Annotated in this window: 22 protein-coding genes, 2 tRNA genes and 1 pseudogene; 21 read left to right on the forward strand and 4 right to left on the reverse strand. The window is 58.3% G+C overall.

Annotated features, from left to right (window positions below):
* Nucleotides 1–84 precede the first annotated feature (84 nt).
* The 14 genes from GXB78_RS01725 (at nucleotide 85) to vapC (ending at nucleotide 12735) form a co-directional block, all read left to right on the forward strand.
* A tRNA-Phe gene (locus tag GXB78_RS01725) sits at nucleotides 85–160 on the forward strand.
* 114 nt (nucleotides 161–274) lie between these two features.
* Nucleotides 275–1405 carry a hypothetical protein gene (locus GXB78_RS01730; RefSeq protein ID WP_329513895.1) on the forward strand — a complete coding sequence of 377 codons (1131 nt, stop codon included), beginning with the start codon at nucleotides 275–277 and terminating at the stop codon, nucleotides 1403–1405.
* Between the two features lie 745 nt (nucleotides 1406–2150).
* Nucleotides 2151–3125, forward strand: a complete 975-nt coding sequence (gene sbnA / locus GXB78_RS01735; RefSeq protein ID WP_329513896.1) for a 2,3-diaminopropionate biosynthesis protein SbnA — start codon at nucleotides 2151–2153, stop codon at nucleotides 3123–3125.
* 5 nt (nucleotides 3126–3130) lie between these two features.
* Complete coding sequence (sbnB, locus tag GXB78_RS01740) at nucleotides 3131–4162, forward strand: 2,3-diaminopropionate biosynthesis protein SbnB (protein ID WP_329513897.1); 1032 nt, start codon at nucleotides 3131–3133, stop codon at nucleotides 4160–4162.
* Nucleotides 4156–5937: an FAD/NAD(P)-binding protein gene (locus GXB78_RS01745; protein WP_329513898.1), complete on the forward strand. Its 1782-nt coding sequence runs from the start codon at nucleotides 4156–4158 to the stop codon at nucleotides 5935–5937. Before sbnB ends, GXB78_RS01745 begins: the two co-directional genes overlap by 7 nt.
* Nucleotides 5934–6548 (forward strand): glutathione S-transferase family protein, encoded by a 615-nt coding sequence (locus tag GXB78_RS01750; RefSeq protein ID WP_329513899.1) that lies wholly within the window; start codon nucleotides 5934–5936, stop codon nucleotides 6546–6548. Before GXB78_RS01745 ends, GXB78_RS01750 begins: the two co-directional genes overlap by 4 nt.
* Nucleotides 6549–6563: 15 nt before the next feature.
* Nucleotides 6564–7988 carry an L-lactate permease gene (locus GXB78_RS01755; RefSeq protein WP_329513900.1) on the forward strand — a complete coding sequence of 475 codons (1425 nt, stop codon included), beginning with the start codon at nucleotides 6564–6566 and terminating at the stop codon, nucleotides 7986–7988.
* Nucleotides 7989–8015: 27 nt separating this feature from the next.
* Nucleotides 8016–9494, forward strand: coding sequence for an aminotransferase-like domain-containing protein (locus tag GXB78_RS01760; protein WP_329513901.1), 1479 nt, complete (start codon nucleotides 8016–8018; stop codon nucleotides 9492–9494).
* A gap of 23 nt (nucleotides 9495–9517) precedes the next feature.
* Entirely contained in the window at nucleotides 9518–9865 is a 348-nt protein-coding gene (locus GXB78_RS01765; RefSeq protein WP_329513902.1) for a hypothetical protein, read from the forward strand.
* Nucleotides 9866–10088: 223 nt separating this feature from the next.
* On the forward strand, nucleotides 10089–11030 hold the full coding sequence (locus tag GXB78_RS01770) for an alpha/beta hydrolase family protein (protein ID WP_329513903.1): 942 nt from the start codon (nucleotides 10089–10091) through the stop codon (nucleotides 11028–11030).
* Between the two features lie 29 nt (nucleotides 11031–11059).
* On the forward strand, nucleotides 11060–11473 hold the full coding sequence (locus GXB78_RS01775; protein ID WP_329513904.1) for a hypothetical protein: 414 nt from the start codon (nucleotides 11060–11062) through the stop codon (nucleotides 11471–11473).
* A 6-nt stretch (nucleotides 11474–11479) separates the two neighbouring features.
* Nucleotides 11480–11932: a hypothetical protein gene (locus GXB78_RS01780; protein WP_329513905.1), complete on the forward strand. Its 453-nt coding sequence runs from the start codon at nucleotides 11480–11482 to the stop codon at nucleotides 11930–11932.
* A gap of 165 nt (nucleotides 11933–12097) precedes the next feature.
* The gene (gene vapB, locus GXB78_RS01785) at nucleotides 12098–12328 is read left to right on the forward strand and encodes a type II toxin-antitoxin system VapB family antitoxin (RefSeq protein ID WP_039756568.1); all 231 of its coding nucleotides are present in this window, start codon (nucleotides 12098–12100) and stop codon (nucleotides 12326–12328) included.
* Entirely contained in the window at nucleotides 12328–12735 is a 408-nt protein-coding gene (vapC, locus tag GXB78_RS01790; protein WP_329513906.1) for a type II toxin-antitoxin system tRNA(fMet)-specific endonuclease VapC, read from the forward strand. Before vapB ends, vapC begins: the two co-directional genes overlap by 1 nt.
* Before the next feature lie 69 nt (nucleotides 12736–12804).
* On the opposite strand, the gene gabP is transcribed toward vapC, so the two are convergent.
* Nucleotides 12805–14196: a GABA permease gene (gabP, locus tag GXB78_RS01795; RefSeq protein ID WP_329513907.1), complete on the reverse strand. Its 1392-nt coding sequence runs from the start codon at nucleotides 14194–14196 to the stop codon at nucleotides 12805–12807.
* Between the two features lie 543 nt (nucleotides 14197–14739).
* Between gabP and GXB78_RS01800 the strand changes: the two genes are divergently transcribed.
* The 7 genes from GXB78_RS01800 (at nucleotide 14740) to GXB78_RS01830 (ending at nucleotide 20051) form a co-directional block, all read left to right on the forward strand.
* Nucleotides 14740–15513 carry an ABC transporter ATP-binding protein gene (locus tag GXB78_RS01800; RefSeq protein ID WP_064363370.1) on the forward strand — a complete coding sequence of 258 codons (774 nt, stop codon included), beginning with the start codon at nucleotides 14740–14742 and terminating at the stop codon, nucleotides 15511–15513.
* A 13-nt stretch (nucleotides 15514–15526) separates the two neighbouring features.
* Nucleotides 15527–16279 carry an ABC transporter substrate-binding protein gene (locus GXB78_RS01805; protein ID WP_329513908.1) on the forward strand — a complete coding sequence of 251 codons (753 nt, stop codon included), beginning with the start codon at nucleotides 15527–15529 and terminating at the stop codon, nucleotides 16277–16279.
* Nucleotides 16280–16356: 77 nt separating this feature from the next.
* The gene (locus tag GXB78_RS01810; protein ID WP_329513909.1) at nucleotides 16357–17049 is read left to right on the forward strand and encodes an ABC transporter permease; all 693 of its coding nucleotides are present in this window, start codon (nucleotides 16357–16359) and stop codon (nucleotides 17047–17049) included.
* Nucleotides 17049–17738 (forward strand): ABC transporter permease, encoded by a 690-nt coding sequence (locus GXB78_RS01815; RefSeq protein ID WP_329513910.1) that lies wholly within the window; start codon nucleotides 17049–17051, stop codon nucleotides 17736–17738. The genes GXB78_RS01810 and GXB78_RS01815 overlap by 1 nt, the downstream gene beginning before the upstream one ends.
* Entirely contained in the window at nucleotides 17719–18951 is a 1233-nt protein-coding gene (locus tag GXB78_RS01820; RefSeq protein WP_329513911.1) for a methyltransferase, read from the forward strand. The genes GXB78_RS01815 and GXB78_RS01820 overlap by 20 nt, the downstream gene beginning before the upstream one ends.
* Nucleotides 18952–19368: 417 nt before the next feature.
* Nucleotides 19369–19444, forward strand: a tRNA-Thr gene (locus GXB78_RS01825).
* A gap of 382 nt (nucleotides 19445–19826) precedes the next feature.
* Complete coding sequence (locus GXB78_RS01830; RefSeq protein ID WP_329513912.1) at nucleotides 19827–20051, forward strand: hypothetical protein; 225 nt, start codon at nucleotides 19827–19829, stop codon at nucleotides 20049–20051.
* A 184-nt stretch (nucleotides 20052–20235) separates the two neighbouring features.
* On the opposite strand, the pseudogene GXB78_RS01835 reads toward GXB78_RS01830, so the two are convergent.
* The 3 genes and pseudogenes from GXB78_RS01835 to GXB78_RS01845 all read right to left on the reverse strand — a co-directional run bounded on the left by GXB78_RS01835 (nucleotide 20236) and on the right by GXB78_RS01845 (nucleotide 21452).
* A pseudogene (locus GXB78_RS01835) lies at nucleotides 20236–20670 on the reverse strand (type II toxin-antitoxin system HicB family antitoxin).
* 190 nt (nucleotides 20671–20860) lie between these two features.
* The gene (locus GXB78_RS01840; RefSeq protein WP_016986316.1) at nucleotides 20861–21145 is read right to left on the reverse strand and encodes a helix-turn-helix domain-containing protein; all 285 of its coding nucleotides are present in this window, start codon (nucleotides 21143–21145) and stop codon (nucleotides 20861–20863) included.
* A complete protein-coding gene (locus GXB78_RS01845) occupies nucleotides 21135–21452 on the reverse strand; it encodes a transcriptional regulator (protein WP_329514025.1) in 318 nt (105 codons plus the stop codon). Before GXB78_RS01845 ends, GXB78_RS01840 begins: the two co-directional genes overlap by 11 nt.
* Nucleotides 21453–21881: the final 429 nt, after the last annotated feature.

Here is a 21881-nt window from a genome sequence, read left to right on the forward strand (position 1 = left end):
ATTTCGTAAGCGACGGAATTAATTTAAGAAATTTTCAAAAAGTCGTTGACGTAAATTCGAAAAACCCTTTTAATGCGCCCCGTTGCCCAGATAGCTCAGTCGGTAGAGCAGGGGATTGAAAATCCCCGTGTCGGCGGTTCGATTCCGTCTCTGGGCACCAAATACCGAAAACCCTGAATCGCAAGATTCAGGGTTTTTTTATGCCTGCGGGAAAGTGAGGGCTCTCACACCACCCAAACGCGGGCCCTGTTTCTTGCAAGGATGAATCAAGCCTATGGACACGCAGACCCCAAGTAAACCTGCAGAAGATTCCGATGCTCCAGGTAGCGACTTTCAAATACCGCTACTGGACAAAGCTTTCGAATTCATCCAAACGCACAACTGGAAGCTTTTCCGGATAGCCTCACTCGCATTCGGTTTTTTGATATTCCTCATCTATTTTTGCCAAAACCGCTTCTACCCCGATTTCGACCTTTTCAGCTTCCTTTCGCTTCTGACTGCAGCAGCGTTATTTGGCGGCCTGATTGTATTGCTGATCGGCTTCGGTTTTTCAGCACCTGGCTGGATCTGGTCACAATCATTCTTTAGGGACAAACCAGTATGCACAGTTTTGGAGGCAGCATTTTGCAGCAAAGCCTCGAAGGAAGACTTAGATCGTAGGCTGATAAACCACTACTTCTTTGCCCCGGGATTCTGCTGCCTCGCTTTTTTTTGGACTGCACTCTACTTGGGCAAAGGTTTCGACATGTTCATGGCCGGATTGCTGCTTGGCCCGTTGATAGTCGGTTTGTTATTCGGCTCACAGCTGCAGCGAAAGTACGCGCTTCCAAGCTACAGCTGGCTGAAATTTACCCTTACGGCGTTCGTGGTTTTTTCTATCGGTAATTTGATCGCATTTTTTACTGCTCAGGAATTAGTCAAGCAACTCCCTGAGGCTTCTCGAACCCCGTGGGAATTTGTACTCAGAGCATTCTGCTTCACAGCCTCACTGTTCTTGTTCGCCCTTGTCGCTGCGATCATCAGAAGCAACCATCGCTATGTATTGATTGTTGGCCCGTTGGTAGCAATCGTTTTAATGCTATGGAGCAACACGTGGGGAGTGCTACCAGAAAAAATCGTCCGATTGCTGGGTCTAGGTAACTACCAAGCTGAACAGGTTTTGCTGAGTAATGACCTTTGCGAAAAATACAAAGCCATTGAAGGCTATGGCATCAAAAGCAATTGCGCATTGAATGACGTGCACGTGATCTGGTCGATGGGCAGTACCACTGTGATGAAGTGGCAATTTGCGAATCAAGAGCTGAAGGTAAAAATCCCCAGCAGCTCAATCCTTTCTACAAGGATCTTTGTGCCGAAAGCTTCACCCGAACCTAAGCCCCTGGCTTCTTTATCCCCCCGCATCTGACCCAGGCACAACACATATGCCCTGAGGAGATGCCTCACCCTCCATTTACTGGCATCCTAGCGCCCATCAAGTCTTCAGATGGCGCCCGTCATTTGCAGGGCCTTTCTGCATAGGGATGATCGTTCGCCAACTGAGTAACGTCGCCTTACTCTCGCTGCCTGCGGCCGCAGCATTGAGAGAAAGCCTTTTAATCAGCAGAATCTGGCCTGCTTGAGCGTTGCCGACGTACTGCGCGGCGATTTCAAGCAGCCAAGTTCGACCGCATCATCTTGCCATTCACTGCGCTACGGCGATGGAAATGCGTGCTGGAGTCTGAACACCGCCATAGAAGCAATCGGTCAACAATGCGAAAACCCTGAATCGCAAGATTCAGGGTTTTTTATGCCTGCGATTTGATCCCCCTCCTCTCTTCGCCCTTCGATACACCCGGATTCCAGCTGTACTGGAAAAAACCGGAAATCTGTATCTCTCCGCGCAGATGGCGTTTCGCCAATACTTCAAGCAAGCCTTGGCGAGCCAATGACTGGCTCTACTTTGCGCCCCCGCAACACTCTGGGTTCCTGTAGCCCTCAGAGCGCAAAACCTGATTTTTTGAATCGATCGGCGTCGCCTGCAAGGTCACTTCCTGTCCAGCAAAAAATCCGAAACCCAACCCACAGGCGAACTGCAGTTACTGCTTTTCAAACACTCCAGGATGAATGCTGGCGCCCCCGTGCGCCCGGCAAAAGAGCGAAACGGACGACGTATGATCAAGCAACTCATCAATGAAGACAGTTATGTGCAGATCGGCGATCTTTGCAGCGCAACGATCCAGCTGAAAATCGAAGGACTGAACCCCGCCGGCTCGATCAAGCTGAAGACCGCGCACGCGCTGATCACTGATCTTGAAGTCCGCGGCCTGATCAATCACAAGACCCGCCTTATCGAATCCTCATCGGGGAATCTGGGCGTTGCGCTGGCCATGGTCTGCGCCGCCAAGGGTTACAAGTTCGTTTGCGTAATCGACCCGAATATTTCCGCGCCGAACCGCAAGCTTATCCACGCCCTCGGGGCGCAAATGCTCACGGTCGATCAGCGTGACGAGAATGGCGGATACCTGAATTCGCGGATTCGCCTGATCGAACAACTGGTCGCTGACAATGCCGACTACATCTGGCTCAACCAGTACAAGAATCCGACCAACCCTCTCGCCCACTATCAAGCGACTGCCAAGTCCATCGCGCACAAGTTTCCCCAAGTGGATTACCTGTTCGTCGGCGCGGGTACCACCGGCACGCTGATGGGCTGCAAGAACTACTTCGCCGAACATCATCCGCAGACCAAAGTCATTGCCGTCGATACCGTTGGCTCGGTGACGTTCGGCCTGCCGGGCGGCACGCGCCATATTCCGGGGCTCGGCACCAGCCGCCTGCCGGAGATATTCGAGTCGTCGGGCATTCACGACTTCCTGTCGATTCCCGAGGAACAGACGATCAAAGTCTGCCGTTGGCTGGCGCAACGCTACGGCCTGCTCTTCGGCGGTTCCACCGGCACTGTGCTCGCCGGCATCCGCCAGTGGGCGCCGCATATCCGGCCCGACGATGTCGTGGTGGCGATCTCCCCGGACATGGGTGAGCGCTACCTGGAAACCATCTATTGCGACGACTGGGTCACCCAGCGGATCGGCGCAACCGCACTGCAGCCCCTTTTCCCTGAAATCGCTCTGGCACTCTCGGCGTAACCCTCATGACCAAGCAGAATCCGATCCAACCGTTCCACGTCATCCCCGGCGCTGTCGTCAAAGACATTCTCAACGGGCTGCGGCATGCAACCATCGACATGGTCGCGCAGACCTACCTGACCCACGAGCGTGGCGAAACCGTTAACCCCGACAGTTACTTTTTGCGTTTCCCTGCGCAACCGGCGAACCGGATTATTGCGCTGCCGGCGGCCATCGTCGACAGCGAGGGCGATCAATCCGTCTCCGGGATCAAGTGGATTGCCAGTTATCCCGACAACATCAAGTCAGGCATTCCGCGCGCATCTGCCGTGCTGATTCTCAACGATCCCGAGACCGGTTACCCCTACGCCTTGCTCGAAGGTGCACTGATCAGCGCGGTGCGCACGGCAGCGTCGGCAGTGCTGGGCGCCTGGTGGCTGAATGGCCGGAACCGGCATGCGCCGAAGCTATCGATCATCGGTGGCGGGGTGATTTCGAGGAATATCCTCGAGACATTTATCGCCGACGACTGGTCCTTCGACAGCGTGGGTATTCACGATCTCAACGCCGAGTCGGCGCAGGCCCTCGCGGAATTTGGCGAACAACTCGGCCTGCCGGATGTGCGCCTGCTGTCGCTCGAAGAAGCACTGACTGCCGACATCGTGGTGTTCGCCACCAGCGCGGGCGAGCCGTACGTAAAAGGCCAAAGTACGTTCCGCCCGGGGCAGATTGTTCTGAACATCTCGCTGCGGGATATCGGCGCCGAAATCATCGAGGAAAGTTACAACTACTTCGACGACATCACCCATTGCCTGAAGGCCAATACTTCACCGCATCTGGCCGAGCAGCAATACGGCCATCGCGACTTTGTCACTGGCACAGTGGCGCAGCTGATTCGCGGCGACCTGCATGTCGCCCAAGACAAACCGCTGATCTATTCGCCATTCGGCATGGGCATTCTCGATCTCGCGATTGGCCGGATGATTCACGACATTGCGGTCGCGGCCGGTACGGCAATTGCCATCCCGTCATTTTTTGGCGAGGAGCGCAGATGGTGAAGGCGCCTGTGCACATCGGCCTGGTCGGCTGCGGTTCGCGCGGATTGTCGATTTTCGAGCGCCTGTTGAGCCGCGCCGAGGAACGCCCGGAACAAGCGGTCGTCATCGACATCTTTGACCGCAACGGATTTGGCAGCGGCGCGCACTGGCCCGATCAACCGGATTACCTGTTGCTCAATACCGTCGCCGGTCAGCTCGGGGTATTTCCAGACGCAGCAGCGTTCGGGGATCTGAGCGACGCCCGGGAGCGGCCAGGGCCGGACTTTCTCGCGTGGTGCCAAGCACAGCACGTCAAGGTTGACCCCGACAGTGGCCTGCTCGCAGCCAAAGGTCGCGATGTCGAGCCGGAGGATTTTCTGCCGCGGCATCTGCTTGGCGCTTATCTGGCTGACGCTTTTGCGCAAATACTCGCGAGCGCACCCGACTGGGTCACGGTGCATCTGCATCGGCATGAGGTTACGGCGGTCGAGCGCAACGAGAATCTGCAATACATTCTGCAAACCGCCGACGGCGCTGCGGTGACGGTGGATCGTCTGGTGCTGACCGTCGGCCACACCGGGCGCTTGCGCCTGGCAGGGCAAAACCGCGTCGACAACGTCTATCCACTGCCCGGCAGCCTCGCGGCTGTCGAGCCCGGCGAAACGGTGTTGATCGAAGGGCTGGGCCTGGGCGCCATGGACACTTTGGCGGCGCTGACTGCTGGCAGGGGCGGGATCTACAAGCGCATGGCCGATGGCAGTCACACTTATCAGCCGTCAGGTCAGGAGCCGGTTATTTTCATCCAGTCGCGGGACGGGCTGCCGTTTCGTACTCGGCCCAACGGTTTGATCGGCTGCCCGCGCCACACCGCCGTGCTGCTGACCAGCGAGCGCATCGAATCGTTGCGGGTCAACGCCCACAACCGCCGGCTGGATTTCGAACGGGACATTCTGCCGCTGATGCTGCTGGAGATGCGTGCCGCTGCGGTCGCCGTCCTGCATAAACCCTCAGCGCCACAACAGCTGCTTGAGCAGCTCAGAACCGTCAGCGTTGCCGGCCCTGCGGGTGTGGCTGCTTGTGAAGCCTTGCTGCGCGAGTTCGAAGCGATTGCCAGCGCAATCAGTCCGCTGGAGCTGATCAGCCACAAACTGCCCGACAGCGTCACGCCTTACAACTATCACGCATGGATTTACGACACCCTCGAAGCCGACTTGCTGGAAGCGCGTCTGGGACGCGGCGCGTCGCCGATCAAAGCCGCTATCGAAGTCTGGCGCGATTTGCGTGACCGGCTGCGCGAGGCGGTCGATTTCGACGGACTCAGCGAAGATTCGCATCGGCAGTTCTATGGCCGTTGGCACAAAGCGATCAATCGTCTGGTCGCCGGCCCGCAGAAGGAGCGCCACGCCGATCTGCTCGCGCTGTGTGATGCCGGCCTGCTGACCTTCCTCAAGCCCGGCTCACGCCCCGCGATCGAACACTTCAAGCGAGTCGCCGGTTACGTCCAGAGCAGCGGCGTCAGCCACAGCGACTGCGCACCTGTGCGCGACCTCGCGCGCCTGGGCCTTGTGCGCCCGCGCACCGATGTGCCGGGCATCGACGGCATCGATGTCGACGCGGCCTGCCACCCGAAATCGACCGGCGACGAAACGGTGCGTGACATCTGGGTACTGGGTCCGCTCGCTGAAGGCTCTTGCTACTACAACCACTACGTCACCTCGGCGGGCGCACCTTCGCGGCTATTCATGGACGCCCATCGAGTCGCTAGCGCAATCCTTGAGACAGGAGCTCACGCATGAAACTTTACTACCAGACGCATTCGCCCTATGCCCGCAAGGTGTTGGTTCTGGCTCACGAACTCGGCATCGCCTCAAGCCTTGAGGTGATTCATCACGAGACCAGTCCGACTTCGCCAAACGCGACCATCTACCAGGCCAATCCGCTGGGCAAAGTGCCGGTGCTGATGCTGCCCGACGACACCGCACTGTTTGATTCAATCGTGATTTGCGAATACCTCGATGACCTGAGCGACGGCCGCAAATTCATCCCGGCCAGCGGCCCCGAGCGCTACCAGGCGCTGCGCCTGCAGGCATTGGCGCAGGGCATGTGCGACGTCGGCATCAAGCTGCGCTGGGAAGTCGAGCGCCGTCCCGAGGCTTTGCGCTATCCGGCGTATGCCGAGGGGCAGGCGTACAAACTCAAGGAGGCGTACCGCTTCATCGAAGAACACGTCGACCTCAATGGCCCGATCACCGTCGGCCACATCGCCCTGGCGACGGCGCTGGACTGGATCGCTTTCCGTCAACTGTCGGACTTCTCAGCGCAGGCACGCCTGAGCGAGTGGTATCAAACGTTCTGCCAGCGCGCGTCCATGCGGGCCACCGAGTACAGCGGACAGACGCACGATTAAGCCAAGGAAATCGCTATGAGCTCTCTCTTGCTGCAAATGTCACCGATCGCGCTGGTGATCGCGTTGATTCTGATCGTCCGGCGTCCGCCGGTACAGGCGGCGCTGGCCGGTGTGGTGTTGGTGCTGGTGCTGTGGGCACTGGGCGCTGCCGGGCCGGTGTCGGCGGCGATCTCCTCGGCGATTTTTCAAGACACCACGATCCTGTTTCTCAGCACTACGTGCGTAATCGTCCCGGGGCTGGCCTTCGTAATTCTGGTCGAGCGCGGCGGCGCGCCACAGGCCATCGGCGCGTGGGTCAAGGAACTCGGCTGGACACCGCCGGCGCAGGTGATTTTCATCGTGCTGGGGCTGGCACCGCTGCTGGAAGCGATGACCGGCTTCGGCGTTTCGCTGATCGCCACGGTGCCGCTGCTGATGGGGCTTTTCACCCGTCAGTCGGGGATGAAAATCGCTCTCGCCGGCATGGTTATCATGCCGTGGGGCACGCTGGGACTGGCCACGGTGATTGGTGCCTTGCTGGCACATTTGCCGGCGCAAACCCTCGGCAGCCATTCGGCGCTGATCAGCGCGCCGGTATTCCTCTGCCTGGCGTCGCTGGCCCTGTGGCAGGCCGGCATCCGCCGGATTGCACCCTGGCTGGGGCTGATCGTCGTGACCGCCCTGTTCGTTGCCGTGCTGTTTGGCGTCAACCTGTGGCTCGGCCCGGAAGTTTCCGGTGTGCTGGCCGGGCTGGCCGTAGCTTGCGTCGGTCTGGGCATCTCCTGGGCGCAACGAAAAAAACTGGTGCGCTGGCCGAGCGCGGCATGGCCTTATCTGGCCTTGCTGGGAGTGATTGTGGCTTCGCGCGGATTGTTCGTGCTGTCTGGCTGGGATGGCCTGTGGGTGGTGCGGGGCGAACACGTTTCGTGGAAGCCGCTGGCGTCTCCCGGGCTGGCGCTGCTGATCGTGACGTTGCTGATGGCGTTCAGGCAAACCGCAGGCGCCGGTTTCCCTTGGCAAACGCTGTTCAACCGGGCGAAGTTTCCGGTCACGACAATCTTCCTGTTCCTGCTCCTGTCCCAGGTGATGGTCAACGCCGGATTCCTCGTCGAGGCGCAAAGCGCGTTGCAATCCATGTCGGGTATTTCGCTGGCGCCGACGATCGCCCTGCTCGCAGGGATTGCCGGTTATGTCACCGGCTCCAACGTCGGCGGCAACACGCTGGTGATGCCGTCCATTGCCGCGCTGAGCAGCGAACACGGGGCATGGCTGGCGGCAATGGTCAACAGCGCCGCCGGGCATGGCGCACTTGGCTCGCTGTCGATCCTGTCGTTGATCACCGGTCTTGCCGGTGCCAACCGCCAGGAAGAAAACAGCCTGATCCGCTTCGCTTTCGGTCTGGTGGCGCTGAACATCGTCATAGTTGCTGCAACGGGGATCGTTTTGCTCTACTTTCTGTGAATTGTTTCGAATCATCACAGAGAACTTATGGACAGGTTTGATTTGCCGGACAAGCGCTGGCGGATAGTCAAGGACTGGATTATTCGCCAGATCGACAGTGGCGATTGGGCGGCCGGAGCGAAACTGCCGTCGATTCGGGTGCTGGCGCGGATGTTCGAGACCAGCATTACCACGGTGCAACGGGCGCTGGCCGACCTCGAGGCCGACGCCTACGTCTCGACGGTGCCGCGCGTCGGCTACTTCGTCTCGGCATCAGGGCGGACAAAACCGTCCGGCGCCTTCGATTTTTCCAGTGTCACCGTCAACGTCAATCATGCGGTGGTCGCGATGCTCTCCGAAGCGGCCTCGCGCACCACCGCATCGCTGAATTCGGCCGTGCTGCACGGCGATCTCACGCCCAACGTGTTGCTCAACAAATGCCTCTCGGTGTTGGCCGCCAAGACTGACAACGCGCTGAGCGGCCTGGTCGCGCCACCCGGCCTTCCCGCCCTGCGAAGGCGTATTGCCGGCCTGATGCTGACTCGCGGAGTGGTATGCGGGCCGGACGACATTCTGGTGACATCGGGCGACACTATCGCTCTCGAACTGGCCCTCGAAGCCGTCGCGTCGAAAGGCGCTACAGTCGCCATCGAAGCCCCGACCTATTACGGCATTTTGCAGACCATCGAACGCCTGGGCATGCGCGCCCTGCCGATCCGCACCCACGGCCGGACCGGCCTGGATGTCGATCATCTGGAAGAAGCACTGAAACAGAAAAAAGTCGCGGTGATTTTTCTCAACCCGACGTTGCAGAATCCGCGTGGCTTCATCATGCCCGACGAAGCGCGCGCGCGACTTTCACGGATCGCCCGCGAAGCGGATGTGCCGATCATCGAAGACGACATCTTCTTCGACCTGGTACCCGAAGCTGATCGGCCGCGAGCCATCAAGAGCTACGACACCAGCGGCCAGACGATCTACTGCTCGTCCTTTTCCAAAACCATCGCGCCGGGTTATCGCGTCGGCTGGTGTCTGGCCGGAAACTACCGCAATGCCATCCTCGCGCAGATGTTTTCGCGCAACCTGGCCGTGTCCAGCCTTGCGCAAAATGTCCTCAATGAATTCATCGGCCGTGGCTACATGGAAGAACACTGCGCCAGATTGAGATCGCAACTGTCCTCGCTGGCGAGTTTCGTCGAAGCGCTGGTGCGCACGGATTTTCCCACCGGGACCCGCTATGTGCCACCGCGCGGTGGCTTCATCCACTGGATCGAAATGCCCGCAAACACCGACATGCCGGCATTGCAGCAACTGGCCGCGGAGCGCGGTTGCCACGTGGCTGGCAGCGGGATCTTTTTCGCTGACGGCCAGGCTTCCACAGGCGTGCGCATCTGCCTCGGCACCGCACTGACCCCGGCGGTGATCGGGATTCTCAAGGTGATTGCCGAATGCGCCCACCTTGCCGCATGCCCAACCAGCCTGCAGCCGATGCCGATTGAGCAACTTCAAGAGCCGGCAGTTTCCTGACCGGCTTGCGCGAGTCCCGCTTCATGAATCAGAAAAGAACCCGTATTCGCTTGCCGCATCCCCCGCCGTACAGGCCGAGCCGCTGGACATTCTGGCTGACGGTGCTCGCTGGCGTGCTGATCGCCTTTGCCGTGTGTCTTTCGATCTACATGCTCATCGAAAGCTGGATCAGCGGTTCCATTACCACCAGCAATCGCGGGCCGCGCAGCACCTACACCTTGGCACTGCAACCTCGGCGATATTGGTTCGAGTTCGTGTGGCAGAGCTTCTGGACCTCGTTCATGTTGGCCATCGGTGTGTTCGGGCTGTGGGTTTATCGCAAAGGGCGGGTTCGTGAGCAGAGGCCGAAGGGCAAGCGCACAGGTCGATAGTGCATTCCAACTTCACAGGGTGTTGATGTAATCGACGGGCAACAAGATTGTATCCACGGCGGCATCCACTGGCAGGGAAGGGGGTACGTGATTCGTGACGCAGTGCGTCACGAATCATCAAAGTATCGTTCACTCCCAATTCGAGACGCACTGCGCCTCGAATCGTTGCTCGTCGCTAATTTCAGGCTCATTCTCGACCCAGCCTCGCAAAGGCCGAACCCTCATGAACAAATGCTTTTCGACCGACCCGGTAACCATTGGCGAACCGTTCATAGAGGACGCAGCCGACGGCTACGCACTCGGCGGCTTCACCTGGCGCCATAGTGCGCAGGATCCACAGCGCCCGGTGGTCATCATCAATGCCGCCACCTCCGTGCGCTGTCGCCATTACTCAAGGTTCGCAGCCTATCTGTTCCGCCACGGCTTCGACGTGATGACCTACGACTATCGGGGTATCGGCGAATCGCGCGGTGAGTCGATCAGAGGGCTGCGCGCCTCGTGGAGCGACTGGGGCGCGCTGGATTTCGAAGCGATGCTCAAACGGGCGCAGCGGGAGTTTCCTGGTCAGCCAATCGATGTGGTCGGCCACAGTTTCGGCGGCTGCGCGGCGGGTCTGGCCGAGTCGGGCAAGGTGATCCGACGATTGGTAACCGTCGGTGCGCAGTTCGCTTACTGGCGCGATTACGCGCCTGAACAGCGCTGGCGGATGTTCGGCAAGTGGCATGTGGTCATGCCTTTGATGGCGCTGCTCTACGGCTATTTTCCAGGCAAGCGAATTGGCTGGCTGGAGGACACGCCAACCGGCGTTGTCTGCGACTGGTGCACACCCACTGCACGGTACGAGGATCGTCCAAGCGGTCGCGCGCTGATGAAAAAAGCGGGCGCCCTGCCCTTCGCCAACGTCCGCGCCCAGACTCTGGCCATCAGCCTCAGGGACGATCCATACGGCACGATCCCGGCGATCGAACGCCTGCTCGGCTACTTCAGCAACGCGGCAAAAACTCACCTGCGCATCGAGCCGCAGGACATCGGCGAACGACAAGTCGGACATTTCGGCTTTTTTCGCAGCGCATACCAAGCCACACTATGGCCCATCGCTCTGACTTGGCTGCAAACCGGTGCACTGGCCCACGACACACCCGGCCGGCCAGTCCCGCGCAGTTGAGCCCTTTTCCACGCACGACGGAACACATCATGGCCTCCGCCAACAAGCAGCAGAAACGCGCCACCCGGGCCAAAGCCAAGGCCAAGCAGAACCGCACCAAGCGCACCGAAGCGCCGGTCGAGCTGGACCCGAACGACGACCGCATCGATTTCGAATCGGTGGACCTGACCGAGCTGTTCAAGAAAATGATCGACGCCGAGAAGATCAGCCAGCAAGCCATGTGCACGGCGTTCCTCGAAGACCCGCTGCTGGAACTGGTCTATGAGCAGGAAGGCGAAGAAGGCGCGATGGATTTCATCCTCGCCGCGCTGATCGAATATCGCCAGTGGTCGCAGGAAACCGACGAGGCTGGCGCGCTGGCGTGGATCGAATCCCCGGCGTTCCAGGCTGATTATGTAGCGGCATCCGACGCGATCGCTGCACAAACCCAACAGAAGAACTGAGCTCCCATGGCATCCCTGAACAAGCAACAGAAACGCGCCAAACGCGCCAAGGCCAAGGCCAAGCAGATCCGCATGGTCGGGCGCAAACCGTTGGATCAGGATGAAGACCTCGGCCCCCTCGCCGAGCCGATCCCGGAATACACCCTGGCAATGTTCAGCAAAATGCGCGACGCCGAAGCCGTCAGCCGCAACGAAATGCTGCTGACCCTGCTGCGCGAACTGGCCTTCATCATCGTCGACCATCCTGAACTGCTCGACATGGAAAACGCCGACAACGAAGGCATGGCCGCCACCCACCTGGCCGCCGACATGCTCATCGACTACCGCATGTGGGCCGACGGCATGACCATTGAAGAAGCCCAGGCCTGGCTGAGCGAGCCGCAGTTCATCACCGATTTCGGGGTGGCGCTGGATGCTTATGGGAAGTCGGTAGACACCCAGGAAGACAAGAGCGAATAAGCCCTTCTCAGAAACAAAAAACGGCCGCTAGTCATCCCTGACAGCGGCCGTTTTTTTGTTTGGATGGCCTAGCACTCTTTGCCCAATGACAATGTATATCCCGTTGACATATCCCCAGCACAACCTATCCTGAACCAATCACAGGATCAGGCCCGGAGGTCGGATATGGAGCAGACCACAATTTTCATGAGCAATAGAAGTCAGGCAGTCCGCCTGCCAAAGGCAGTTGCGATGCCCGGCGACGTTAAACGCGTGGAAGTTATCGCGATTGGCAGAACACGCGTCATTACGCCTGCTGGAGAAAGCTGGGATAGCTGGTTTGATGGCGACAGCGTCAGCCCTGATTTCATGGCTGACCGTGAGCAACCCACTGATCAGGAGCGCGAGTCGTTCTGATGATCAAATACATGCTGGATACAAACATCTGCATCTTCACCATCAAGAACAAACCACAAATTGTCCGGGAAGCCTTCAATCGACATTCCGGGCAGTTGTGCATCAGCGCTATCACGCTCATGGAGCTTATTTACGGTGCTGAAAAGTCAGCGGTCCCGGAGAAGAATCTGGCGATTGTCGAAGGGTTTGTCGCGCGACTGGATGTCTTGCCTTTCGATAACGACGCAGCCGCACAGGCCGGGATGGTTCGATCTGAACTTGCGCAGGCTGGAACGCCGATCGGGCCATACGACCAAATGATCGCTGGCCACGCGCGGTCACTTGGACTCATTGTAGTGACGAACAACGTACGGGAGTTTGAACGCGTTTCCGGTTTGCGAATCGAGGACTGGGTTCAACCTGACTGAGCAGCTCAGAAACAAAAAACGGCCGCTAGTCATCCCTGACAGCGGCCGTTTTGCATTACTGGTTGCGGATCAGTTCAACACCACCGCACCACGCTTCTCCAGCTTGCGACGGCGCGACACCAGCAAACCAGCGGCTACCACCATCAGACTCAGCAGGCCCGTGGCAAGGATTTCCACGCGGTGGGCTTCCTGGAACAGCATGATGGTCAGCGCGGCGACGATGAAGATGATCACCGCCCAGGTCAGGCCGGGGAACAGCCACACGCTGAAGACAATCTTCTCGCCGCGTGCCATGCGCTGTTTACGCATACGCAGTTGCGAGAACGCGATCACCAGATACACCAGCAGGGCGATGGCGCCGGAGCTGGCCAACAGGAATTCGAACACCGCCGCCGGAGCCACGTAGTTGGCGAAGGTGCAGAGGAACGCGGCGCCGGTGGACAGCATCACTGCCCAGTAAGGCGTGCCGCTTTTGTTGGTGCGGGTCGACATGGCCGGGGCGTCGCCGCGCTTGCCGAGGGAGAACAGCATGCGCGACGAGGTGTAGAGCGCCGAGTTCAGGCAACTGGTCACTGCGACCAGAACGACGATGTCGACGATCATCTTGGCATTGGGAATGCCCATGCGCTCCAGCACGGTCTGGTAGGAACCAAGGTTGGCCAGGGTAGGATCGTTCCACGGCACCAGCGCCACGACGATGAAGATCGAAACCAGATAGAACAGGCCGATCCGCCAGATCACCGAATTGGTCGCCTTGGAAATCTGCTTGCCCGGGTCTTTCGATTCCGCCGCCGCGATGGTGACGATTTCGGTGCCCATGAACGAGAACATGGTAGTCAGGATTGCGCCCAGCACGGCGCCCATGCCATTGGGCAGGAAGCCGCCGCTGTCGAACAAGTGCGAGACACCGCTGACCTGACTGGTCGGCAGAAAGCCGAAAATCGCCGCAAGACCCAAACCGATAAAGCCGATGATCGCCAGCACTTTGATCAGGGCGAACCAGAACTCGAACTCGCCGTAGTTCTTTACGCTGAACAGGTTGGTTACTGTCAGCAGCATGGTGATGACCAGCGCGAAGGCCCAGATGTCCACGCCGGGGAACCAGGCATGCAGGATGGTCGCGGCGGCGTTGGCTTCCAGCGGAATCACCAGCACCCAGAACCACCAGTACAACCAGCCGATGGTGAAACCGGCCCAGTGACCGATCGCGCGGTCGGCATACGTCGAAAACGAACCGGTGTCCGGCGAAGCCACGGCCATCTCGCCGAGCATGCGCATCACCAGCACCACCAGGGTACCGGCAGCGGCGTAGGCCAGCAGCACGGCCGGGCCGGCGGCAGCAATGGCGTGGCCGGAGCCGACAAACAGACCGGCACCGATCACACCGGCGATCGACAACATGGTCACATGACGCGGTTTGAGCCCCTGTTCGAGGCCTGTGGAGCTTGGGGTACTGCTCATAGAGACTACCTTTGCAAGGAAAGCGAGTGCATCCGGCACATCTGAAAATTCTTTCTCGTAAAAAGAATCCAACGGCCTGTTCCTTATTCTGCACGCAATATTTGCGCCAAAATGTTTCAAGTCCTTGAAGGCCGCGGGCTCTGGCATCCGATGCAAGTCCTTGAGTTTACTGGCTATTCGCCAGAACGTTACCCTGCGACTCACTTTGAAGACGAATCCGCGCACCAGAAACACACAGAAAAAGTGTGCGACGCACAGAAAAAGGGCGAATAAGGAACGTTCGGCCGGATAGCGCTTCCAACACCCCGCCAAAGCTGGCAACATCGCGCCTTTTTTTACGCGACACCTACGGGTCTGCATGATCAAACACCCGTTCGGTTGTTGATGGGGCGACAGTCTGCTGCGCCGATGCGACAACCCGCCACAGGCCACCCGTTTACCGCTCGTAGCGCTGTTGGCTGCCATAGAAACGCTATGCTAGCTTGGCCGCCTCGCCAGGAAGGCCCGCCAACAGCAGGAGCGCAACATATATGAGGAACGCACATGGCTGAGGCCACGCCCGCGCTTGAAATCCGCAACTTGCACAAACGCTACGGACAGCTGGAGGTGCTCAAAGGCATCTCGCTGACCGCCCGCGACGGCGACGTGATCTCGATCCTCGGCTCTTCCGGTTCCGGCAAGTCCACGTTCCTGCGTTGCATCAACCTGTTGGAGAACCCGCATCAGGGCCAGATCCTGGTGGCCGGTGAAGAACTCAAGCTCAAAGCCGCCAAGAATGGCGAACTGGTTGCCGCCGACGGCAAGCAGATCAATCGCCTGCGCTCGGAGATTGGTTTTGTATTTCAAAACTTTAATCTGTGGCCGCACATGAGCGTGCTCGACAACATCATCGAAGCCCCGCGCCGGGTGCTCGGCCAGAGCAAGGCCGAGGCCATCGAAGTCGCCGAAGCCCTGCTGGCCAAGGTCGGCATCGCCGACAAGCGCCACGCCTACCCGGCGCAACTGTCCGGCGGCCAGCAACAACGCGCAGCGATCGCCCGCACACTGGCGATGCAGCCGAAAGTGATTCTGTTCGACGAGCCCACCTCCGCGCTTGACCCGGAAATGGTTCAGGAAGTACTTAGTGTCATCCGCGCATTGGCCGAAGAAGGCCGCACCATGCTGCTCGTGACCCACGAAATGGGCTTCGCCCGTCAGGTCTCCAGCGAAGTGGTGTTCCTTCACCAGGGCCTCATAGAAGAGCAAGGATCGCCACAGCAGGTGTTCGACAACCCGCTTTCGGCGCGCTGCAAACAATTCATGTCCAGCAACCGCTAACGGAGCAACATGCATGCAGAATTTCAAGAAGATCTTCCTGGCCGCCGCCGTCACCCTCGCGTTCAGCGCCGGTGCCATGGCTGAAACCCTGAAAATGGGCATCGAAGCCGCTTACCCGCCGTTCAACAATAAAGACGCCAGCGGCCAGGTGGTCGGCTTCGACAAGGAAATCGGCGACGCCCTGTGCGCGAAGATGAAAGCTGAATGCTCGGTCGTCACCTCTGACTGGGACGGCATCATTCCGGCGCTGAACGCGAAGAAGTTCGACTTCCTGATCTCCTCGCTGTCGATCACCGAAGAGCGCAAAGCCGCGGTGGACTTCACCAACCCGTACTACTCGAACAAGCTGCAGTTCATCGCGCCAAAAAACGTCGACTTCAAAACCGACAAGGACTCACTGAAAGGCAAGAAGATCGGCACTCAGCGCGCAACTCTGGCCGGCACCTGGCTGGAAGACACCTACGGTGATGACATCTCGGTGAGCCTCTACGACACCCAGGAAAACGCCTACCTCGACCTGACCTCCGGTCGTGTCGACGCGATCCTCGCCGACAAGTACGCCAACTATGACTGGCTGAAAACCGACGCCGGCAAGAACTACGAGTTCAAAGGCGACCCGGTGGTGGAAAGCGACAAGATCGGCATCGCCGTGCGCAAGGGTGACAACGAACTGCGCAACAAGCTGAACGCCGCACTGAAGGAAATAGTCGCTGACGGCACCTACAAGAAAATCAACGACAAGTACTTCCCGTTCAGCATCTATTGATCTGACCTGTGGGACCGGCGCCGTGATCGAGCGGCGCCGGCTCCCGACTTTGCCTGCCGCAATTTGAACAGAAACCCATGATTATCGACCTCTACGGATTCGGCCCGGCGCTTGCCGCCGGTGCGCTGATGACCGTCCAACTGGCTCTTACCGCCCTGTGCCTGGGCCTGGTGCTCGGCCTGCTTGGCGCCTTGGCCAAGACTTCCCCGTACAAGCCGCTGCAATGGCTTGGCGGTACCTATTCGACGCTGGTGCGCGGCGTTCCGGAATTGCTCTGGGTGCTGTTGATCTACTTCGGTACGGTCAACCTCATGCGCGCACTCGGTGAGTATTTCGGCAATCCCGACCTGCAACTCAACGCCTTCGCCGCCGGTGTGATCGCACTGGGCCTGTGCTTCGGCGCCTACGCCACGGAAGTGTTTCGGGGCGCCCTGCTTGCCATTCCCAAGGGGCACCGTGAGGCCGGCCAGGCCCTGGGCCTGTCGAAGTGGCGGATTTTTACCCGGTTGATCATGCCGCAGATGTGGCGCATCGCCCTGCCCGGCCTGGGCAACCTGTTCATGATCCTGATGAAAGACACCGCGCTGGTATCGGTCATCGGTCTGGAAGAAATCATGCGTCACGCGCAGATCGGCGTGACCGTGTCGAAACAGCCGTTCACCTTCTATATGGTCGCGGCGGTCATGTACCTCGCCCTGACGGTGCTGGCGATGACCGGCATGCACTTCCTGGAAAAACGCGCCGCCCGCGGCTTTGCGAGGAGCGCCTGATGAACTGGGAAGTCATTATCAAGTGGCTGCCGAAACTGGCGCAGGGCGCGACCCTGACTCTGGAACTGGTAGCCATCGCGGTAATCGCTGGCCTGCTGCTGGCAATTCCGCTGGGCATCGCCCGCTCGTCGAAGCTGTGGTACGTGCGTTCGCTGCCCTACGCTTACATCTTCTTTTTCCGTGGCACGCCGTTGCTGGTTCAGCTGTTCCTGGTCTACTACGGCCTTGCGCAGTTCGATGCGGTGCGTGAAAGCGCTTTGTGGCCGTACCTGCGCGATCCGTTCTGGTGTGCCACGGTGACCATGACACTGCACACGGCGGCGTACATCGCCGAGATCTTGCGCGGGGCGATTCAGGCGATTCCACCCGGCGAAATCGAAGCGGCGCGGGCGTTGGGCATGTCCAAGCCCAAAACGATGTTCTACATCATCCTGCCCCGGGCAGCGCGCATCGGCCTGCCGGCCTACAGCAACGAAGTGATCCTGATGCTCAAGGCCAGCGCGCTGGCCAGCACCGTGACTCTGCTGGAACTGACTGGCATGGCTCGTACGATCATCGCCCGCACTTATCTGCCGGTTGAGATCTTCTTCGCCGCCGGTGTGTTCTATCTGGTCATGGCTTACGTGCTGGTACGCGGCTTCAAGCTGCTGGAGCGCTGGCTGCGCGTCGATGCCTGCCAAGGCCGCTGAAATTTCCGACGTGCTGACGGGCGAGAACCTACTCGCCCGCTTCACCGCGCTGGATGCCTTTCTGATTGAGCATCAGGCGCTATGGAAGCCTCGACCGTTCACCCATCTTTCGCTGGACTGGGAAGCGTCCTGGCCGGAATTGGCTTCGTGGCTACGCGGACGGCCGCTGGAAGATGCAGAACGCGCACATAACCATCCCGCTGATCTTGTCGACGCGCCTGAGCCGTTCGCTTCATTGGCGAAGTTATCGGCTGAGTTGAGCGCGGTCGGTGAGTTGCCGGAGCATGCGCTGGAACCTGCGGGCCATCGATTGAATGTCGATGTTCCGGGGCGCAAGTGGCAGCAGATCGAGGCGTTTGCCAGCCGTTTGTCCTTCACCGCGCAACCGACGCATTGGTTGGACTGGTGCTCGGGCAAGGGACATTTGGGGCGGCGCTTGTTGGGCTCGGGGCAACAACTGACTTGCGTTGAATACGATCCTTTATTGGTCGCCAGCGGTCAGGCGTTGAGTCAGCGTCACCACTTGCATGCACTACACATTGAACAGGATGTGCTGGCGGCGGACGCTGCGATCGTTTTAGGCGCTCAGCATACCCCCGTTGCCCTCCATGCCTGCGGTGAGCTGCACGTGCGCCTGATGCAACTGGCCAGCGCTGCTGGATGCCGGCAGATGGCGATCGCCCCCTGCTGCTACAACCGCATCAGTCGCAGCGAGTATCAGGCGTTGTCATCGGCTGGTTCGCGATCGGTCCTACAGCTATCGCTGGAAGATCTGGCGCTACCAATGAGCGAAACCGTCACCGCCGGTGCACGGGTCCGACGCCAGCGTGATACTTCCATGGCCCGTCGTCTGGCCTTCGACCTGCTGCAACGGCAAGTGCGCGGCGTCGACGAATACTTGCCAACCCCATCACTGCCTAGCGCTTGGCTGGAAAAATCCTTCGCTGACTATTGTCGCGATCTGGCAGCGTTTAAAGAGTTATCCACAACCGGCACGCCCGATTGGCAGGCGTTGGAAGCCGCCGGTTGGCAGCGGTTGGCCGAAGTTCGCAACCTGGAATTACTGCGTGGACTCTTCCGTCGACCGCTCGAGCTTCGGCTGAATCTGGATCGGGCGCTGTTTCTTGTCGAGCGAGGCTACAGCGTGCGTCTCGGCACGTTCTGCGAATCACCGCTCACGCCACGCAACCTGCTACTGCTGGCCGAGCGGTGAAAACGCGCAGCAGCCTGTGGATAACTCTGTTGATGAAATCTTTATGGATCCAATCCCCGCGCCTGTTTCAAGCATTTATCACTATTGGTCATTTTTTGTTCACGCTAATAAAGAACTGCGAGAACAGCGATTTGCGTACAACATGAGAACCGGTCTATGGAAATGGATTGCAACGTCGCCTGGGGGTACCGCGTTGTGCATAACCTCCTTGTGAAAAAGGAATAAGGGGCAAATTCCATGATTTCCGAGCCCTGCAGCGCGACATTTCCAACAGCGCAAGGGATCGGACTCATCGATTTCCACGGTATAACCCCTGGCATCGCAACCCGCGTAAAAGCCAATTTGATGTTTGCTCAAAAATAGTCTGAATTCAGGGGTTTACAGAACCAGCCCAATCGCTATAATCGTCGCCCACACGCCGGTATAGCTCAGTTGGTAGAGCAACTGACTTGTAATCAGTAGGTCCCGGGTTCGACTCCTGGTGCCGGCACCATACAAAACGAAGCCCCTGCAGAAATGCAGGGGCTTCGTTGTTTCTGGCGTTTGAATATGGAAGTGCAATAGCCGAGTGGTTACTGCTTTGTCCCTCAGCCTGTGAGCGGTGCCCCCCTCAAGATCTAAAAAGATCTTTGGAGTAGATCGGCAATCCACCACAGGACCGCATGACTTCATCATCCTGCAAAAATCCTCGCCCATAGAGCAACAACGAAAACATGAAGAGACTCCACTCAGTCCCTTGTCAGCCGTTGAGACCTCGAACTGTCCCACCGCCAGTATTCAAGCTTGCTGGGTTACAAGTTGATACGCGAAGTTGGTTTTGACGTGGAAATTTACGCATAAACTCGCCACGGACAACGTCGCCTAGGGAGCAAGTGATGTCAAAACGAAAAAACGCCACGGAAATCCGCAAAGCATTTGAGGAGGCCGGGCACTCACTCTCGTTATTCATCGACTTGTGTACATCCGACGTTCAACTCACCCAACGCAGCAAATTGGCCTTGTCGGCCTATGGCAAAACCTGCATGAAGAGCTTTGAAGACGCCGAAAGCGGGTTGCGAAGTCTAGACGAGACACGAGACGACTTCATTGACCATCGCTGATTTCCTTCTTCAATTGCTTAAGGAAGGCTACGGACAGGTTGCTGACTTTGCCTAAGTAAAAGCGGTCGGCTACCAAATTGAACATTAATGAGTCTGCTGTAAAAAAACACCGGACACCTCGTTTTCCGAACAGATTCTCTGAAGCTGAGGCTATTGCGGCGTTTCCCAACGTTAAATGCGGAACCTACGCTGCTTCAACCGAAAGCGAAATCCTTCGCCCAGGTTGCTGCAGCGCACGCTCAACATTCTCGATCTTGGAGTGGTGCAGAAAATCCACCAATCGATCTACCTGCGGCCGTTGCACGCCGAGACGACGCGCCAGTTCGGCTTTGCTCACACCGGACTCCAAGAGCGTATTCCAAAGCGCAACCTTCGCTGCGGTCAGCGCAGGCAGACGCAACACGACGTCACTTTGCTGTTCTCCCGCCTACCCCGCCTGCCCCGTCGGAATCAATCGACGATCATCGACGTATATCGACAGGGCGGTCTCGATGGCATCGATAGCACTGTCGAGCGCCTGTTCAAAGGTGTCGCCAACAGCGTGCATCTCTGGAATTTCTGCGCAGGACAACCAGACACTGTCCGGCTCTTCGTGAACTTCCAACGCATATTCGAACATCACGATTCCTCTCATGGGTACAGCTGAGGAGAATTGTAGACAGACCACGTTTTTCAGTTAATAGAGAGTCGTAACCTGAATTCTTTTTTACGATTTTAGTGCCGACGCCATACAAAACGAAGCCTCTGCAGAAATGCAGGGGCTTCGTTGTTTTCTGTAGCAGAAGTCAGCCCAAAGGTTTTAAGTGGTATCAAGCAGGATGCAGATCCCGCAACGCTTCCGGATGCTGGCTGGCGACCCTAAGGAGAGTTTGAGCCGCACCCGTCGGCTGCCTACGCCCCTGCTCCCAATCCTGCAAAGTCCGCAGACTCACACCGATCAGTTTGGCAAACGCACTTTGAGAAACGCCCACTTTGGCACGCGCTTCTGCTGCCGCAGAGAGCGGCACTTGAGTCACGCGCGCAGCCTTTCCAGCCTTCATCTGACGTACAGATTCCAGCAAGTCCTGCTGGAATTGCTCCAGTTCATCGACCATCGCTGATTTCCTCCTTCAGTTGCTTAAGGAAGGCTAAGGGCAAATCGTCAAACTTTGCCTTGGTGTAGGCAATGAGTAACCAGATCGAGCCTTCAGAAAGCGTATTGTAATAGATGATCCGTGTGCCACCTCGTTTACCCATGCCGCTACGAGTCCAGCGCACCTTGCGCATACCACCACTGCCAGGCACGACATCACCATCCAACGGATTTGCAGCAAGCCAATTTATGAATTCATCGCGCTCACCATCGCCCCATATGGCGTCGGCATAGCGCTTGAAAATGTCCGTTTCGATAATTGTATACATGAACCGCAATATACGGCCATGCCGTATAAACAAACGATAAACGTTTTCCAGGAAAATGCGACGAAACGTGTAGCGGGAAATGCTGAGAAATTTGCTGTAACGAGAAGCCACACAAAGCCACTACTGGCCACGATTGTGCATCGGCTCTTCCGCAAGCTACCGTCAAACCCGTCGCTGCCAATTCAGCGACCGGGCCTGATAACCCGGGTAAGATACAGGCGCACCAGCGCCCCAATTCTCGTTTGCCGGCGCTTTTTTGTGTCTGCATTACCGTGCAATGGCGGCTGTGCGTGGGAGACCTTCGGGTCTGCCGGGTTCCTGTATCTCCGGTTTATCAGCCCGCGCATAGCTGCCACCTATTCGCCTGATAACGAATCGGCAGCTCTCATTTGATACAGGGAGTTCACAAATGAATGCCAATGATCCATC

The organism is Pseudomonas moraviensis subsp. stanleyae, assembly GCF_036283065.1.
In the GTDB taxonomy this organism is placed as follows: domain Bacteria; phylum Pseudomonadota; class Gammaproteobacteria; order Pseudomonadales; family Pseudomonadaceae; genus Aquipseudomonas; species Aquipseudomonas stanleyae.